Annotated in this window: 11 protein-coding genes and 2 pseudogenes; 6 read left to right on the plus strand and 7 right to left on the minus strand. The window is 34.1% G+C overall.

Going from position 1 to position 14433, the window contains the following annotated elements; translation table 11 throughout:
* The 3 genes and pseudogenes from ubiE to P5P89_RS11480 all read right to left on the minus strand — a co-directional run bounded on the left by ubiE (position 1) and on the right by P5P89_RS11480 (position 2122).
* Positions 1 to 731 (minus strand): annotated as a pseudogene (gene ubiE / locus P5P89_RS11470) (bifunctional demethylmenaquinone methyltransferase/2-methoxy-6-polyprenyl-1,4-benzoquinol methylase UbiE).
* A 550-nt stretch (positions 732 to 1281) separates the two neighbouring features.
* Positions 1282 to 1764, minus strand: coding sequence for a dihydrofolate reductase (locus tag P5P89_RS11475; protein ID WP_025571574.1), 483 nt, complete (start codon positions 1762 to 1764; stop codon positions 1282 to 1284).
* A 13-nt stretch (positions 1765 to 1777) separates the two neighbouring features.
* On the minus strand, positions 1778 to 2122 hold the full coding sequence (locus P5P89_RS11480; RefSeq protein ID WP_278008454.1) for a 2TM domain-containing protein: 345 nt from the start codon (positions 2120 to 2122) through the stop codon (positions 1778 to 1780).
* A gap of 240 nt (positions 2123 to 2362) precedes the next feature.
* Between P5P89_RS11480 and P5P89_RS11485 the strand changes: the two genes are divergently transcribed.
* A complete protein-coding gene (locus P5P89_RS11485) occupies positions 2363 to 2659 on the plus strand; it encodes an isoamylase early set domain-containing protein (protein WP_278008455.1) in 297 nt (98 codons plus the stop codon).
* A 34-nt stretch (positions 2660 to 2693) separates the two neighbouring features.
* On the opposite strand, the gene P5P89_RS11490 is transcribed toward P5P89_RS11485, so the two are convergent.
* From P5P89_RS11490 to P5P89_RS11505, 4 genes and pseudogenes are all read right to left on the minus strand, one after another.
* Entirely contained in the window at positions 2694 to 3545 is an 852-nt protein-coding gene (locus tag P5P89_RS11490; RefSeq protein ID WP_278008456.1) for a thymidylate synthase, read from the minus strand.
* 55 nt (positions 3546 to 3600) lie between these two features.
* Positions 3601 to 4224: a bifunctional nuclease family protein gene (locus P5P89_RS11495; RefSeq protein ID WP_278008457.1), complete on the minus strand. Its 624-nt coding sequence runs from the start codon at positions 4222 to 4224 to the stop codon at positions 3601 to 3603.
* A gap of 163 nt (positions 4225 to 4387) precedes the next feature.
* Positions 4388 to 5355: pseudogene (locus P5P89_RS11500) on the minus strand (electron transfer flavoprotein subunit alpha/FixB family protein).
* A 60-nt stretch (positions 5356 to 5415) separates the two neighbouring features.
* The gene (locus P5P89_RS11505; RefSeq protein ID WP_278008458.1) at positions 5416 to 6162 is read right to left on the minus strand and encodes an electron transfer flavoprotein subunit beta/FixA family protein; all 747 of its coding nucleotides are present in this window, start codon (positions 6160 to 6162) and stop codon (positions 5416 to 5418) included.
* A gap of 483 nt (positions 6163 to 6645) precedes the next feature.
* On the opposite strand from P5P89_RS11505, the gene P5P89_RS11510 reads away from it, so the two are divergent.
* From P5P89_RS11510 to P5P89_RS11530, 5 genes are all read left to right on the plus strand, one after another.
* The gene (locus P5P89_RS11510; protein ID WP_163392137.1) at positions 6646 to 7623 is read left to right on the plus strand and encodes a pyruvate dehydrogenase complex E1 component subunit beta; all 978 of its coding nucleotides are present in this window, start codon (positions 6646 to 6648) and stop codon (positions 7621 to 7623) included.
* 68 nt (positions 7624 to 7691) lie between these two features.
* Positions 7692 to 10193, plus strand: a complete 2502-nt coding sequence (locus tag P5P89_RS11515; protein WP_278008459.1) for a DUF5686 and carboxypeptidase-like regulatory domain-containing protein — start codon at positions 7692 to 7694, stop codon at positions 10191 to 10193.
* 261 nt (positions 10194 to 10454) lie between these two features.
* Positions 10455 to 11054, plus strand: a complete 600-nt coding sequence (locus tag P5P89_RS11520) for a DNA-3-methyladenine glycosylase family protein (protein ID WP_278008460.1) — start codon at positions 10455 to 10457, stop codon at positions 11052 to 11054.
* A gap of 132 nt (positions 11055 to 11186) precedes the next feature.
* On the plus strand, positions 11187 to 11717 hold the full coding sequence (locus P5P89_RS11525) for an inorganic diphosphatase (protein WP_031454287.1): 531 nt from the start codon (positions 11187 to 11189) through the stop codon (positions 11715 to 11717).
* A gap of 111 nt (positions 11718 to 11828) precedes the next feature.
* Positions 11829 to 14372, plus strand: a complete 2544-nt coding sequence (locus P5P89_RS11530; protein WP_278008462.1) for a sodium-translocating pyrophosphatase — start codon at positions 11829 to 11831, stop codon at positions 14370 to 14372.
* The last annotated feature ends 61 nt before the right edge of the window (positions 14373 to 14433 follow it).

A 14433-nucleotide genomic window follows, 5' to 3' on the forward strand; every position in this document is an offset into this window, starting at 1 on the left:
CTATTTTTTTGAAGCAGAATATATCGTTGCAACTCCAAAAGTCTGAGGCATTGCCACAACTTCTATAAACCCAATTTTTCTTAAAATATTGTTTAGTGCTTCTCCATAAGGAAAAACAGCAGCAGATTCTGATAAATAACCATACGCTGAATTGTCTTTAGAAAATAATTTACCTATAACTGGAAGTATGTTTTTAGTGTAAAAGCGATATCCTTGTCTATAAGGTGTTTTATCAGGAACTGAAGTTTCCAGAATTACAAATACACCATTTGGTTTTAAAACCCTTAAAATTTCAGCAAACCCTTTTTCTAAATTCTCAAAGTTTCGTACTCCAAAACTCACTGTAATAGCGTCAAAATGATTGTCCTCAAAAGGCATGTTTTCAGAATCACCTAATACTAATTCAATTCTGTTTGAAAGGTTTTTTTCTTCTACTTTTTTCTTCCAACTTCCAGCATTCCTGCAGAAATATCTAAACCAATAATTTTTTCGGCTTTGCTTTGTGCCATTAAAATTGCAAGGTCCCCGGTTCCGGTAGCAATATCAAGTATAACTTTTGGCTTTGAATCAGAAACTATTTTTAATACTTTTTTACGCCATTTTACATCTATTCCAAATGAAATCACACGATTTAAGTTATCGTAGTTTCCTGATATAGTGTCAAACATTTGTGCAACCTGTTCTTTTTTGCCTAAAGTTGAGTTTTTGTACGGAGTTATTTTTTCAGACATTTTTTTTATTTACGCAAATATAACATAAAGTATTTAACTGCAATTGTGTTTCTTAATTAGGATTGAATGTTTTTAGATATTAATGGTATTTTGTAAAATCACTAAAAGTGGGTATTGTAGGTAAAGTATTTATTGGTGAATTTAGCACTTGTAAAAATGTTAATATTTTTTCAATGATAAATAGAGATACAATGACCCAAATCAAATGGGTGCTCCTTGCGCTTAGCATCTCATTTGTTCTTGTAAGCTGTTTTGAAAGTACTGTTTTTGAGAGCAGTATTATATTTAAAGTGCAAAATACGTTCTTAGGATTAAATTTGTTTTTGGAAATTTTAATTTTCTTTGCCTTTAGTACCTTCGTGGTATTTGGTATTAAGGGTTTTTTTGAGATGTACTCTCAAAAAATATCAAATGTTATTATATTCCTTTCAGGGGTATTTTTAATATTTGTAATTTTTATTTTATGTTATCAAATATTGTTTCAAGAGTAGGTCATTGCTCTAATCATTTGATTTAAAAAAAAACATCCTCAATTTTGAGGATGTTTTTTTTATTTTTTAATGTATGTTTCGTATGTATAATCATAAAGATGGGTTTCGTCTTTAGAGTTGGCTTCGGATTCTACCAGTTGCCATTCCCTTTCATTGATTATAGGGAAAAAAGCATCAGCTTCAAAAGTGTGGTGAACACGTGTTATTTCAATTATATCAGCATATTGTAATCCAAGCGTATAAATTTCGCCTCCTCCTATAATATATGAATCTTCATTTTCGGGGCACATCGCAATCGCTTTTTCAATGCTGTCAACCACTATACATCCTCCCGGGTTATAATTTTCTTGTCGGGATATTACAATATGTGTTCTGTTAGGCAGTGGTTTTGGAAAGCTTTCGAAAGTTTTTCTCCCCATTATAATATGGTGATTAGTAGTAAGCGATTTGAATCTTTTAAAATCGTTTGGGAGATGCCAGACTAATTTGTTTTTCTTTCCCAAGGCATTGTTTTCGGCAACAGCCGCTATCATTATAAGCATAGTGTGTTAAAGACTAAATTTTATTTTCAGGATTATCATTGATAGAAGACTCTAATTGATTAATTCTCCTCTGCTGAAGCGCAACTAATCGGTCAATCTGCTCTCTTTCCCATTTTTTATTCATAAATCGATCTGTAATGTAGATTTTTATGAAGTGCAAAATAAAGATAAAAAACCATAAAGTAATGATCCATGTACACCAATTTTGTTCTGTTCCAATGCTAAAACCAAAAAAACGATTAGCAACAAATAAAAATAAGCTTCCTAACAAAAAAAGAACAAAATGAAAATATAAAGCTTTTTTCTGTCTGATTCTTTTACGAGCATACTCATATTGTTCATGTACTTCTTTTTCCATAATTTATTCAAAATAAGATCATAAAGTTATAATTTATTTTGAAAAATCACTATTCTGAATAAATAATATTTGATTCAAAATGGTCTTAAAATCCGAATTTATAAATTAAAAAGCTTAAAATTATCGATAGTGTAAAAAATATATTTCTGGTTGCTATAATCATAAATCATACAGGGTACGTATTGATTAATCAGATGAATTTGCGAACTTTGAAGGTATAAATCTAAAAATGAAACAGTTATGTCTTTGAAAAAGCAATTTGTAAAAACGAAACCGGTTTGTAAAGTAACATTTGCAATTGAGGCGAAAGATGCTAATTCTGTCGCTGTAGTTGGGGATTTTAATAACTGGAACATAGAAGAGGGAACATTAAGCAAACTGAAAAACGGAACTTTTAAGGCTACTTATGACTTAGTAAAAGATGCAATTTATGAGTTTAAGTATGTGGTTGACGGACTGTATATCAATGATCCGGAAGCAGATTCTTACAGATGGAATGATTTTGCAGGAAGTGAAAATAGCGTTTTAATAGTATAAAAAAATCCGCTTGAATTCAAGCGGATTTTTGTTTTTATACAGCAACACTACCTTTTATGGCAGGGTGTGGATCATAGTCAACAAGAGTGAAATCATTATAATCAAAATCAAAAATGTTTTTGATCTTTGGATTTAAAATCATTTTTGGAAGTGGTTTTGGTTCACGTGATAATTGAAGTTCCAATTGTTCAAAATGATTGTTATAAATATGTGCATCACCAAAAGTATGAATGAATTCACCGCATTCTAAATCACAAACCTGAGCAATCATCATAGTCAATAGTGCATAAGAAGCAATATTGAAAGGTACTCCTAAAAAGATATCAGCACTTCGCTGGTACAACTGACACGAAAGTTTTCCTTTTGTTTCTCCTTTTTCGGTATTGGGACTTGAAACATAAAATTGAAAAAAAGCATGGCAGGGAGGTAAAGCAGCTTTATTGTTGGCTACATTTTCTTCAAAAGATTTCTTCGTATCCGGTAAAACAGAAGGGTTCCAGGCAGAAACCAGCATTCTGCGGCTATTCGGATTTGTTTTTAATTCAGTGATTAATTCTGAGATTTGATCAATTTCTTCACTATTCCAATTGCGCCACTGATGTCCGTAAACGGGGCCTAAATCACCATTAGAATCAGCCCATTCATCCCATATTTTTACTCCGTTTTCCTGAAGGTATTTAATATTGGTATCACCCTTTAAAAACCAAAGTAATTCATAAATGATAGATTTTAAATGTAGTTTTTTAGTAGTAACCATTGGGAAGCCTTCACTTAAATCAAAACGCATCTGGTATCCAAAAACACTTTTAGTACCTGTTCCGGTTCGGTCTCCTTTTTGATTGCCGTTTTCTAAAACGTGTTTTACTAAATCTAAATATTGTTTCATTTTATAAAATCTAAATAATTAATTCTGAAATCTAAAGTCAAAAACCTATGAAATTTTATCTTCTGGAGATTTCGTCTCTAATTTTAGCGGCTTTTTCATAATCTTCCTGAGAAACTGCCTGATCCAATAATTCATTCAATTCTTGTAAACTGTGTTTGGCATAAACATCTCCGGACTGATTTGTTTCTTCTTCGTGTCCAAAAGTTTCAGGATTAGAAAGGACATCATCAATTTCCTGTGATCCAGAATCAGTTTCTGCAGTACTTGATTTCAGGTAAATTCCGGCTTTATCTAAAATGTTTTTATAAGTAAATATTGGAGCACTGAATCTTAACGCCAATGCAATAGCGTCAGATGTTCTGGCATCAATAATTTCTTCGATTTTGTCTCTTTCGCATATCAAGCTTGAATAAAAAACACCGTCAACAAGTTTATGGATAATGACCTGTTTTACCACTATATCAAATCTTTCGGCGAAATTTTTAAATAAATCATGGGTTAATGGGCGGGGCGGTTTAATCTCTTTTTCTAAGGCAATAGCAATTGATTGGGCTTCAAAAGCGCCAATAACAATTGGTAATTTTCTTTCGCCATCCACTTCGTTCAAAATTAAGGCATAAGCGCCATTTTGAGTTTGACTGTATGATATTCCCTTTATAGATAATTTTACTAGACTCATATATGTTTGTAAAAAAGGCACTTAGCGCCTCTATTTAATACTTTTTTTGACTGAAAAATAAAGGTGCAATTTTAATCAAAAAATATGGAACAAAAAAGCCACCTAAACAAAGATACGATTATCTTATTTTTAGGCAGCTATATTTTTATAGAGAATTTTTAAATTAAGAATGTTGTGCTTTGAAAGCTTTTAGTTTCTCAATTAATTGTGGTACAATTTCGAAAGCGTCTCCAACTACTCCATAATCCGCTACTTTGAAAAATGGGGCTTCTGGGTCGCTATTAATCACTACTTTTACTTTTGATGAGTTGATGCCGGCAATATGCTGAATAGCTCCTGAAATACCTACAGCAATATATAAGTTTGTTGCAACTGGTTTCCCTGTTTGTCCAACGTGTTCGCTGTGAGGTCTCCATCCTAAGTCAGAAACGGGTTTTGAACATGCCGTTGCTGCACCTAATACAGCGGCTAAATCTTCTATTAATCCCCAGTTTTCAGGCCCTTTTAATCCGCGTCCTCCTGAAACTACAATGTCCGCATCAGCTATTGATACTTTTCCGCTTACTTTTTCTACAGAGTCTACTTTTACACCAAAATCATTATCTCCAATTGAAGGATTAAAATCTTCTTCGGCAGCAGAACCTGCGCTTTCAAAAATGCCATAAGAGTTTTTTGCAAGCCCCAGAACTTTTATATCTGTACTGATTTCTGTAATATTGAAAGCTTTGTTTGAAAAAGCATTTCTTTTACTTGGAATGGAGAAGTGCTAACTGGTAATCCCACTACATTTGAAGCAAATCCAGCTTCTAAGGCCACAGCTACCAATGGCGAAAGGTAAATACTATCTGTAGTTGAAGAAAGCAAAACTAATTTTGTGCCTTCTTTTTCAGCTGCTTGTTTAATAACATCTGCGTAAGCTTTTGCATTAAAACCAGCTAATTTATCATTGTTTACTTTTAAAACCTTGTCAACTCCGTATTTTGCTAATTCGCTAACATCGCTGATGTTTACAGTCAAAGCTGTAACCGTAGTTCCTAATGATTCTGCCACTTTTTTAGCGTAAGAAGCTAATTCGAAAGCGACTTTTTTAAATTTTCCTTCTGCAGATTCTGCATATATTAATATTGACATGATATTTTTGTTTTGAGGTTATTAGTTTCAAGTTTCAGGTTTCAAACTGAACACTCAATACTAGATTACTTTCGCTTCGTTGTGTAATAAATTGATTAACTCATCTAAATTATCTGCAGGCACTAATTTTACTGCAGATTTAGGAGCTGGTTTTTCAAATTTTACAGCTTTTGTATTAACAGATGCATCAACTGGCTCAAGAATGGTAAGCGCTTTTGTTCTTGCTGTCATAATTCCTCTCATGTTAGGGATGCGTAAATCTTTTTCTTCAACAAGACCTTTTTGACCTCCAATAATTAAAGGAAGAGTAGTACTTACCGTTTCTTTTCCTCCGTCAATTTCGCGAACAGCTTTTACATTGTTTCCGTCAACAGTAATAGCTGTACAGGAATTTAAAAAGTTATAACCTAAAACTCCGGCAATCATTCCAGGAACCATTCCACCGTTATAATCCAAAGATTCTTTTCCTGCAATTACTAAGTCGTAACCGCCATTTTTAATTACTTCGGCTAATTGTTTTGCAACAAAAAAACCGTCTGTTGGGTTTGCATTTATACGAATTGCTTCATTCGCACCAATTGCCAAAGCTTTGCGTAGAGTTGGCTCTGTATCCGGACCACCAACATTTACAACCGTTACATTTGCTCCTTGTTGTTCCTGAAACCAGATAGCGCGGGTTAAACCAAACTCATCATTAGGATTAATTACATATTGTACACCATTGGTATCAAATTCTGAATCACCATTGGAGAAGTTAATTTTTGAAGTAGTATCAGGCACATGGCTGATGCAAACCAATATTTTCATAAGTATATATTTTGAATTTATAATATGCTTTTACAAATTTAGAATTTAATTTGGAATAATTATACTATGCATGCATAATATTTTTTTTAAAACTATTACGATTTCGGAAATTGCTGGTTTTTGGGATACTTTAGTAAAAAAATAAAATCAAAACTTTATTGATAATATTGGTTTTTAGAGAATTTTATTTTTTGAGGGTATGTAGGAGGCTTAATGATAGTTAATTAATGTTCTTTCTCGAAATAACATAAAAAAAGTTTTTTGAATGTTTTAGAATAAATCAGATAAAATGGGGTTTTATGAAATATTTTTTAATGATGAAAAGTGACGCTATATCTATTTTGTAAATATCACAATAAATTTTAAAAAGTTAAAAGTGAAAGAAGAAAGAGAAGTTACTGTTATTTTAAATTCAATTTATGCTTTTAAGTTATTTAAAATATTTATTTTTGCTCATCAGAAAAAAGAATATAACATACAACTATGAGAACAATACAATTTAGAGAGGCCATTTGCGAAGCGATGAGCGAAGAAATGCGTCGCGATGAATCCATATATTTAATGGGCGAAGAGGTTGCAGAATACAACGGAGCATACAAAGCTTCAAAAGGAATGCTTGCTGAGTTTGGTGAAAAAAGAGTAATCGATACTCCAATTGCTGAACTTGGGTTTACAGGAATTGCAGTAGGATCTGCAATGAACGGTAACCGACCAATTGTAGAATATATGACTTTCAACTTCTGTTTAGTTGGTATTGATCAGATTATAAATAACGCTGCTAAAATGCGTCAGATGACAGGTGGACAATTTAATGTACCTATCGTTTTTCGCGGACCAACTGCTTCTGCAGGTCAATTAGGAGCAACTCACTCACAGGCTTTAGAAAACTGGTTTGCTAACACTCCGGGACTTAAAGTTATTGTTCCTTCAACACCTTATGATGCTAAAGGACTTTTAAAGTCTGCTATTCGTGATAATGATCCTGTAATCTTTATGGAATCAGAGCAAATGTATGGCGATAAAGGTGAAGTGCCGGACGGAGAATATGTAATTCCAATTGGAGTTGCTGATGTGAAGCGTGAAGGTACTGATGTAACAATCGTTTCTTTCGGAAAAATCATTAAAGAAGCTTTTATTGCTGCTGATGAATTAGCTAAAGAAGGAATCTCTTGTGAAATCATCGATTTAAGAACGGTTCGTCCAATGGATAATGAAGCTATCTTAAAATCAGTTAAAAAGACAAATCGTTTGGTAATTTTAGAAGAGGCTTGGCCATTCGCCAGTATTTCATCTGAAATAACTTATATTGTACAAGAGCAGGCTTTCGATTTTCTTGATGCCCCAATTCAGCGTATTACAACTGCTGATGCTCCTGCACCTTATTCACCTGTTTTACTGAAAGACTGGTTGCCAAATGCTGGTGATGTAGTGAAAGCAGTAAAAAAAGTAATGTACAAATAATAATACATACATACTCATAAAAACTTCATCATTCATTGGTTAATTGATGAAGTTTTTTTTGCCGGAATATGAAAAGAATAATTTTACTCAGCCTGTTTTTTGTATTTGCTTTAGCAAACCATGTTTTTGCGCAAACTAAAGTGAGTGGAATTGTTTTGGACAAATCCAATCAGCCTATTCCATTTGCAAATGTGGTTTTTAAGGGGTCAAATACGGGAATAGTTTCTAATGAAGACGGACGTTTTTATTTAGAATCACCAAATACGTATACCGCTTTGTTAGTCACTTCTGCAGGATTTTCAGATAAGGAAGTTCCTTTGGAAAAAGCAGTAAATTATAATTTCAAAATTGTGTTAAGTGAACCTCAGGCACTTAATGAAGTTGTTATTTTTACCGGTAAAACATCAAAAAAGAACAATCCCGCATTGGATATCTTGAGGAAGATTTGGGAAAGAAAACGAAAAAACGGTCTTTACCAATTCAATCAGTATCAAATGCAGAAGTACGAAAAAGTTGAGTTCGATATGAACACGATTGACAGTGCTTTCATGAAAAATAAACTTTTCAAAGGAATGGAGTTTGTTTTCAATCATGTCGATACTTCTGATGTTACAGGTAAAACCTATTTGCCAATTTTTATCAATGAATCCGTATATGATGTTTACGGAGATAATAAATTAAAGAAAGTAAAAGAAAATTTATCCGGAAATAAAATGTCAGGATTCAACGGGAATCAGCAGATTTTATCTTTCGTAAAAGACCTCTATTCGGATTATAATATTTATGACAACCATCTTAAATTCTTTGATAAAAGTTTTACAAGCCCGCTTTCAAAAACTGGAATTGATGTTTATAATTATGTGTTGAAAGACAGTGCTTTTATTGATAAAAAATGGTGTTACAATATTGTGTTTTATCCAAGACGTAAAAACGAACTGACTTTTAAAGGAGATTTCTGGGTCAACGATTCCACTTTTGCCATCAAGAAAATTAATATGGGCGTTACCAAAAGCGCCAATATTAACTGGGTGAAAGATATTTATATCGAACAGGAATTTGAAGTAGAAAACGATTCGGTTTTCCTTTTAACCCGCGATTATATGATGTCTGATTTTGCTTTGAATAAAAAGGAAAAATCTAAAGGGGTTTATGGAAAACGAACGACTTTATATAGAAATCATAAATTCAATCTTCAGAAACCGGAGAAATTTTATAAAGAAGAGGTCAATTTTATAGACAATGCCGTGTATGAAAGGCCAGATGAATTTTGGGAAGAAAATCGTTTTGAAAAATTAAATAAAGACGAGCAGGGTATTTATAAAATGCTCGATACTTTGCAGACAGTCAAGAAATTTAAACAGCTTTATAGTTTAGTTTCTATTTTAGGAAGTGGTTATGTCGAATTTAAAAATTTTGATTATGGACCTATCTTTTCAACCTTTGGTTATAATGAAGTCGAAGGTTTAAGATTAAGAGTTGGGGGAAGAACGTACTTTGGGCCTAATGATCCGTGGAGAATTCAAGCTTATACAGCCTATGGATTTGATGACAATAAATTCAAATATGGCGTTTCAGGAAAATGGATGCTTGATAAGAAAAACAGATTAATTATTTCTGGAGGAAACAGACGTGATATCGAACAAATTGGAGCTAGTTTGACCACAACAAATGATGTTTTAGGGCGAAGTTTTGCTTCTTCGGCGTTGTTTACAACAGGAAGCAACGGAAAACTGACCAATATTAATCTGAGTAACGTTTCTATTGAAATGGAAGCTAAGAAAAATTTTATAGTTTCTGCAGGTTTTTCATATCGCACATTAGAATCGGCATCGAAAACGTTTAGTTTAGACTATTATAAAACTTTGCCATCTGTTTCAAATCCGGCTGGTGTAGTTGAAAGTAAGGTTACGCAATCTGAGGCTAACATTCAGTTTGAGTTTATGCCAAATCGTAAAACAATTGGTTATGGAGTTGAAAGGGATCTTGTTGACAGCCCGTTTAGCCATTTCTTCGTTAACTTCAGTTATGGTCTTAAGGGAGTACTCAACAGTGATTTTGCTTATGAAAAAGTACAGTTATTTTACAGACAGCCTATTATTATAGGACCGTTAGGAAGAACGAATATTACGCTTGAAACAGGAAAAACTTTCGGTACAATTCCGTTAGGATTAATGAGCGTAATTCCCGGAAACCAGACATATTTTACGATTGAGAATACTTTTAGCAACCTGAATTTCTACGAATTTGTCACAGATCAATACACAACATTACAGTGGAATCATGATTTTGGGGGAAGAATATTTGCCAGAATCCCATTTATGAGAAAACTGAACTGGAGGGAATTTATAGGCGTGAGAGCCGTTCATGGAACAATTTCTGATGAAAACAGAGCCATAAACGCTTCTGGTCTTCCATATAATGCACCGGAAAAAGTATATTGGGAGTACAATGCCGGAATTGGGAATATCTTTAAGGTTTTCAGAATTGATTTCTCATGGAGAGGAAATTATTTAAATATGCCGGATGCTGCTAAATTTGCCGTAAAAGGATCTTTTGGATTCTATTTCTAATAAATAAGAAAAATAATATTTGTCATTTCGACGAAGGAGAAATCACACAAGCTCAAATAATGAGTTAATGTGTGATTTCTCTTTTTATTTTAAATTAAGTTTGATTTTAAATATTTATTAATTTAGAAGCTATTCCCGCTATTCGTTAAAATCCTTTTGTGCCGAACCCCGGCACAAAAGGATTTTAACTACAAACGAAGTTCACTGAACTCCGATTAAAATGAAAGTTAAGTGAAGTAATCGGGGCTAAAAAATAACGTTATGCAAGAAGCCATAGATTATTTATCATCCAAAAATCCAATATTTCGGGAAATAATCGAAAAGTATGGATTCCCATCAATCCCAAAACGCCCACAAGGTTTCGAAACTTTAGTGTTGTTAATTCTCGAACAACAGGTTTCTATAGATTCGGCGAAAGCCACCTTCTTAAAAATTAAAAACCATACAACATGTAATCCTGAAACAATGTCGGTTTTACCAGATGAAGAGTTTAGAAATTTGGGTGTAAGCCGCCAGAAAACAAAATACATTAAGATTTTAGCGGAAGCAGTTTTAAATAAAGCATTAGATATTGAAAGCCTGGCATCAAAATCAGCAAAACAAGTTCGTGAAGAACTCATTAAGTTAAAAGGTATCGGAAACTGGACAATCGATATCTATTTAATGTTTTGTCTTCAGGAGCCGGATTTGATTCCGCTTGGTGATATTGCAGTCATAAATACGATCAAAGAATTATTGAATATTCATGACAGACACGAAATGGAAATTCATGTGGAACAATGGAGTCCTTACAGATCTTATGCAACCTATTTGCTTTGGCATTATTACTTAAATAAGAGAAATCGCAAGATTATATATTAACTATCTGTTATATAAAACGAAAGTATATTAATTAATGAATAAAGTATATAGATTAATGTGTTTTTTTCATTGTAAAAAAGGATTCTTTGGGTTACTTTTGCAACCGAAATTATAGATATAATAAAAAAGAAAATGACCGCAGACAAACTAACAACTTTCGATGTATTAATCGAAATACCAAGAGGAAGCAGAAATAAATATGAGTACGATTTTGAAATCAAAAGAATGCGTTTCGACAGAATGTTATTCTCTTCGATGATGTACCCTGCCGATTACGGATTTATCCCTGAAACTTTAGCTCTTGACGGTGACCCTCTTGATGTATTGGTTTTGATTAACGAACCAACTTTTCCTGGATGTGTTATAGAAGTAAAACCTATTGGCGTTTTCCACATGGCTGATGATAAAGGACCGGATGAAAAAATTATCTGTGTACCGGTTTCAGATCCAATCTGGAATTCATTAAATGATCTTTCAGATATCAACGGACACTTATTGAAAGAAATCGAGCATTTCTTCCAGGTTTACAAAGATCTTGAAAACAAAAAAGTAGATGTAGAAGGATGGGGTGATGTAAACGAGGCATTCGCAATTATTAAAGAATGTACAGAGCGTTTTAATCAAATTGAAAACAAACCAGAGGGATTATTTAGTATTAAATAATTTTAGGCATCATATTTTATAAAAAAAGCAATACTCCGTTAAGAGTATTGCTTTTTTGTTTAAATTCGTTTTGTTAGTTTGTTGACTATTAACCAAAACCATTAAAATATTATGAATGCATTTATGATTTATTTGCCAATAGTTATGGCAATTATTGGATTACTTTTCATGGGAATAAAAAGGACTTGGGTTTTAAAGCAAGATGCTGGAGACGGCAAAATGAAAGAGATTTCAGATTACATCTACGAAGGCGCTTTAGCCTTCTTAAAAGCCGAATATAAACTACTAACCATCTTTGTAATTATTGCAAGCATAGCTTTAGCAGGAATTACTTTTATTCCGGGTGTAAAAACACATTTATTAATCGTAGTTGCATTTATTTTTGGAGCATTATTTTCAGCTTATGCAGGTAATATAGGGATGAAAATAGCAACCAAAACAAACGTTAGAACGACTCAGGCAGCCAGAACTAGCTTACCGCAGGCATTAAAAGTCTCTTTTGGTGGTGGAACCGTAATGGGACTTGGCGTTGCAGGTTTGGCAGTTTTAGGTTTAACTGCTTTTTTCATACTATTTTTTAATTTGTTTTCTGGCGGAGTCTGGAAAGATACTGAAACGATGACTGTTGTTCTAGAAACATTAGCAGGATTTTCACTTGGTGCAGAATCAATCGCTTTGTTTGCACGGGTTGGGGGTGGAATTTACACCAAAGCTGCCGATGTTGGTGCTGATTTAGTAGGTAAAGTAGAAGCCGGAATTCCGGAAGATGATCCTCGTAATCCGGCAACAATTGCAGATAACGTAGGAGATAATGTGGGTGACGTTGCCGGTATGGGAGCCGATTTATTCGGATCTTATGTTGCAACTGTTTTGGCTGCGATGGTACTTGGAAATTATGTTATAAAAGATATGGGCGGAAGTATTCAGGATGCTTTTGGTGGAATTGGACCAATTTTACTTCCAATGGCGATTGCCGGTTTTGGAATTTTATTTTCAATTATCGGAACCATGCTGGTTGGTATTTCTGATGACAATGCTAAAGAAGCGCAGGTACAAAAAGCGTTAAATATAGGAAACTGGATTTCTATTGTTTTAACTGCCGTAGCTTGTTTCTTTTTAGTAAAACATATGCTTCCTGAAACCATGCAGATGACTTTCTTTGGAGAAGGATCAAAAGACATTTCATCATTGCGTGTTTTCTATGCAACATTAGTCGGCTTAGTGGTTGGAGGAGCAATTTCATCAGTAACTGAATATTATACAGGATTAGGAACAAAACCGGTGTTGGCGATTGTACAAAAATCATCTACAGGAGCAGGAACAAACGTAATTGCAGGTTTGGCAACCGGAATGATTTCTACTTTTCCAACTGTATTACTGTTCGCTGGAGCAATCTGGATTTCGTATGCTTTGGCTGGATTTTACGGAGTTGCTTTGGCCGCTTCAGCAATGATGGCAACAACAGCTATGCAATTGGCAATTGATGCTTTCGGACCAATTTCAGACAACGCCGGAGGAATTGCCGAAATGAGCGAATTACCAAAAGAAGTTCGTACCAGAACCGATATTTTAGATTCAGTTGGAAATACCACTGCAGCGACCGGAAAAGGATTTGCAATTGCTTCTGCAGCTTTGACTTCATTAGCCTTATTTGCAGCTTATGTAACTTTTACTGGAATTGACGGAATCAATATTTTCAAGGCTCCGGTTTTAGCGATGTTATTTGTCGGAGGAATGATTCCGGTAGTTTTCTCTGCATTAGCAATGAATTCTGTTGGAAAAGCGGCAATGGATATGGTGTACGAGGTTCGTCGTCAATTCAAGGAAATTCCGGGAATTATGGAAGGAACCGGAAAACCGGAATACGGCAAATGTGTTGAGATTTCTACAAAAGCTGCTTTACGCGAAATGATGCTGCCTGGAGTTTTAACGATTGGTTTTCCGATTGCTATTGTGTTATTGGGTAAATTAGTTTATGCAGACAACAATCAGTTAATCGCTGAAATGCTGGGAGGATACATGGCCGGAGTTACGGTTTCAGGGGTACTTTGGGCAGTTTTCCAAAACAATGCAGGTGGAGCATGGGACAATGCGAAAAAATCTTTTGAAGCAGGAGTAATGATCAATGGCGAAATGACATATAAAGGTTCTGATGCACACAAAGCTGCGGTAACTGGAGATACAGTTGGTGATCCGTTTAAAGATACTTCGGGGCCTTCAATGAACATCTTAATTAAACTAACATGTTTAATTGGATTGGTGATTGCTCCAATTTTAGGTGACGGACATGCGCCATCAGATATTACCGCAAAGGGTTCCTGCTGTAAAATGGAGATGCATGCAGGTGGAGTGTCTAAATGCGGTGATATGTCAGGAATGACCAAAGAAGAATGTATTAAAATGTGCAAAGAAAAAGGATGCTCTGCAGAAGAAACTGCAAAGTGTATGGCTCATTTTGATACAAAAGGGAAATATCAAAAAACAGATTGTTTTGATACAACTAAATACGATAAAAAAAGAGTTGAGGTTAATTTGTCTACTGCAAATGGTGTCACGGTTGGAACTGTAACTAAAACCGAAAACGGAAAAACAACCACAGAAGTTTTTGAAGGAACGGAAGCAGAAGTAAAAGCTAAAGTGGAAGCTGCGAAATAAATCCCTCTTTAAATATATAAAAATGCCCCAAATAATATCTCACTTTTTGGGGCATGTTCAT

Source organism: Flavobacterium gyeonganense (genome assembly GCF_029625295.1).
Classification (GTDB): domain Bacteria; phylum Bacteroidota; class Bacteroidia; order Flavobacteriales; family Flavobacteriaceae; genus Flavobacterium; species Flavobacterium gyeonganense.